Source organism: Pseudooceanicola lipolyticus (assembly GCF_002786325.1).
Classification (GTDB): Bacteria; Pseudomonadota; Alphaproteobacteria; order Rhodobacterales; family Rhodobacteraceae; genus Pseudooceanicola_C; species Pseudooceanicola_C lipolyticus.
On the sequence record NZ_PGTB01000268.1, the window covers coordinates 1 to 3,243 of the forward strand.

5 protein-coding genes are annotated in these 3,243 nt (G+C 69.5%); 1 reads left to right on the forward strand and 4 read right to left on the reverse strand.

The window, feature by feature from the left end:
* Positions 1-346: Sir2 family NAD-dependent protein deacetylase (locus CVM52_RS24690; RefSeq protein WP_276308665.1), on the forward strand; the 346-nt coding region annotated here is incomplete at its 5' end.
* A 46-nt stretch (positions 347-392) separates the two neighbouring features.
* Here CVM52_RS24690 and CVM52_RS24695 read toward each other — a convergent pair.
* The 4 genes from CVM52_RS24695 to meaB form a co-directional block, all read right to left on the reverse strand.
* On the reverse strand, positions 393-905 hold the full coding sequence (locus CVM52_RS24695; RefSeq protein ID WP_100164941.1) for a copper chaperone PCu(A)C: 513 nt from the start codon (positions 903-905) through the stop codon (positions 393-395).
* 41 nt (positions 906-946) lie between these two features.
* Entirely contained in the window at positions 947-1,300 is a 354-nt protein-coding gene (locus tag CVM52_RS24700) for a hypothetical protein (protein ID WP_100164938.1), read from the reverse strand.
* 239 nt (positions 1,301-1,539) lie between these two features.
* Positions 1,540-1,827: a 50S ribosomal protein L28 gene (rpmB, locus tag CVM52_RS24705; protein ID WP_100164939.1), complete on the reverse strand. Its 288-nt coding sequence runs from the start codon at positions 1,825-1,827 to the stop codon at positions 1,540-1,542.
* Positions 1,828-2,025: 198 nt separating this feature from the next.
* Positions 2,026-3,030 carry a methylmalonyl Co-A mutase-associated GTPase MeaB gene (gene meaB, locus CVM52_RS24710; RefSeq protein ID WP_100164940.1) on the reverse strand — a complete coding sequence of 335 codons (1,005 nt, stop codon included), beginning with the start codon at positions 3,028-3,030 and terminating at the stop codon, positions 2,026-2,028.
* Positions 3,031-3,243: the final 213 nt, after the last annotated feature.

Consider the following 3,243-nt stretch of genomic DNA (forward strand, 5'->3'; position numbering starts at 1 on the left):
TGGGCACCGCTGGCCCGCGCCGCTGGAGATGCGGGTGGGCGAACCCTGCCCGCGCTGCGCCGGGCCAACGGCGCGGCCCGACGTGGTCTGGTTCGGCGAGATGCCCTATCACATGGAAGCGATCTACGACCATCTGGCCGCGGCTGAGATCTTCGCCGCCATCGGCACCTCGGGCCAGGTCTATCCCGCGGCGGCCTTCGTGCAGGAGGCGGTGGCCGCGGGGGCGCATACGGTGGAATTGAACCTGGAACCCTCGGCGGTGGTGTCGGATTTCCACGAAACCCGCCTTGGGCCGGCCAGCCGCATGGTGCCGGCCTGGGTGGAGGAGCTGCTGGCGCCGCGGTGAGTCCCGGCGCCGAGCCGGGACCCTACTGCGCCCGCGCGGGTTGCGCTCAGCCGCCCGAGTGGCCGCCTGAGTGGCCGCCTGAGTGGTTGTGCCCCGGCGCCATGCCTCCGGCCTCGGGCTTGCGCTCAAGGTCGACGGGAATCTCGACTGTGACCTCGCCCGCCTTCTCGAACCGCAAGGTGAGGTTGATGGTTTCACCCTGTTTCAGATCGCGGTTGAGCCCCATGAACATCACGTGATCGCCCCCGCGCTGCAACCGGTGGGTTGCGCCGGCGGCAATGGCGATGCCGTCTTCCAGTTCGACCATGCGCATCACCCCGTTGGCGTCCTGCTGGTGGGTATGCAGCTCGACCCGCTCGGCGATATCAGAGGCGGCGGCGACCAGGCGGTCGTCCTCGGTGGAATGGTTCATCAGCCCCATGAAGGCGGCGCCGGTAGGGGCGCCGGGGCGCGCGGTGCGGATATAGGGATCGACCACCATGATGGCGCTTTCGGCCCAGGCAGCGGTGGCAAGGGAAAGGGCCGCGGCAGCGCCCAACAGCAGGGTTTTGCAAGACATCATCTGTCTCCTCGTGTTCGGGTGTCTGAAAAGATGGGAATTCAGACCAGTCGCGGCGGCCCGCGCGCCATGGCGGCGGGGCCCGCCTGGGCGGGAGGGAACGGATAGCTGAAGGACCGCGGCAGGCGTGTCAGCCGCCGGGCCGGGGCGGCTGACAGCGGCACCGACGCCGCCAGATCGAAGCCATGCATCGCGAAATCGGGGCAATAGCGCGGCGGGCCGGTGGGCTGCCCCTGCTCGTCGAGATAGATGACCACCGGGCCGGTGCCGGTGCAGATCACCGCCTGACCGACCGCCGCGGTGTCGCCACGCCCCTGCGCCAGGCCCTGGCCGGAGACGGCCAGAAGCAACACCAGGACCAGTCCGGTCAGACGGTTGAGAACAGCGCACAGCATCGCCCCCGCTATACGCCACTGCGCCGGCGGCGGAAATGCTTTCGCCGCGCCGGATTGCCGCGGCATCCGGGCGGCATTGACCGGTCAGGGCCGGCGGCGAAGCGAATGCCGCTGCTTTGGCCGCCGCGCCGGGCAGCACAGGAAGGGCCCGGGACTGCGGGCATCGGGCCCGGGACGCCCTAACGCAAAAACCCCCGCGCCATCCGGTGCGGGGCCTTGCAGATTGGTTTCGCGGCCGATCAGGCTGCGGCGGCGGCCTTGGCGATTTCTTTCTTCACCTTCAGCACGCGGGGCGACAGGTCTTCGTCCTTGGCCTTGGCAAGGAACTTGTCCAGCCCGCCGCGGTGATCGACGCTGCGCAGGGCATAGGCCGAGATGCGCATCTTGATGCCCCGGCCCAGCGTTTCCGACTGCAGGGTCACATCGTTCAGGTTCGGCAGGAACCGGCGCTTGGTCTTGTTGTTGGCGTGGCTGACATTGTTGCCAACCATCGGGCCTTTTCCGGTCAGTTCGCAGACACGCGACATTGGGTCTATCCTCTGGTTCGTCAGCGGGCGGACAGGCCCCCGCGGAAAGCAAACAGGCACCGCCAAAGGCCGCGCCCTCAAAAATCGTCTGCTGCCTTTAGGGGGAATCGGCCGGAGGGTCAAGGGCGTTCGGCGGTGGAACCCCCGCATCCGCCGCGCCTTTTCGCGCCGACCGGGGCGGGCGATGCCTTTATCGGGTCAGTCGGACGACCCTGTACCGCCGGCCTGCCGGCCTTCGAGCCGGGCCAGCATCTCGGCCGCGGCGCTGGCCGGAGCGGTGTCGCCGTGTGCGACGCGGTCGCCCAGGTCCTGCATCAGCTGGCGCGCTTCGGGTGTTGCCAGCTGCGCCAGCAGCGCCTGTTGCACCTCCTGTTCGAACCAATAGCGCGCCTGTTGTGCGCGGCGGCCGCTCCAATGGCCTTCCTCGCGGCGCCAGTCGGCCAGCGCCTGCATCTCGCTCCAGGCCTCGGCCAGGCCGTTTTCCTGCATCGCCGAGACGGTCATCGCCTTGGGAAAGCCGGCCGGATCCTGCGGGCGCTTGCGCAGCAGGCGCAGCGCCCCGGCGTAATCGGCGCAGGTGCGGGTGGCGGTGGATTTCAGCTCGCCATCGGCCTTGTTGACCAGGATCATGTCGGCCATTTCCATGATGCCGCGCTTGACCCCCTGCAGCTCGTCACCGCCTGCGGGTGCCAGCAGCAGCAGGAACAGGTCGGACATTTCGGCCACCACGGTTTCGGACTGGCCGACGCCGACGGTTTCGATCAGCACCACGTCGAACCCGGCCGCCTCGCACAGCGCCACCGCCTCGCGCGAGCGGCGGGCGACGCCGCCCAGATGGGTCTGGCTGGGCGACGGGCGGATAAAAGCGTTGGGGTCGCGCGACAGGCGCTCCATCCGGGTCTTGTCGCCCAGGATCGAACCGCCCGAGCGGGCGCTGGACGGATCCACCGCCAGCACCGCCACCCGCAGCCCCTGCCCGGTCAGCATCATGCCGAAGGCTTCGATAAAGGTGGATTTGCCCACCCCCGGCGTGCCCGACAGGCCGATCCGCATCGCCTGCCGACCCGAGGATGCCAGTTGTTCCAGCAGTTCGGCGGCCTGCGCCCGGTGATCGGCGCGGCGGCTTTCCACCAGGGTGATGGCGCGGGCCAGCGCCCGGCGGTCGCCCTTCAGAATGCCCGTGCCCAGCTCCGTGATATCCATGCCATCCTGCCCTGCCGTTGCAGGGGGTTTCATGACGTATCGGCGGGGGGGTTGTCCAGTGCGCGCACTGGACGCCGCGCGGCGCTTTGGCGATAAGGCGGCGATGCCCGCACCGCTTCCCATCGACGAGGTTCTTGACGACCTGACCGCCGCCCTCGGGGCGGGCGGCCGCGCCGTGCTGCAGGCGCCGCCGGGGGCGGGCAAGACCACGCG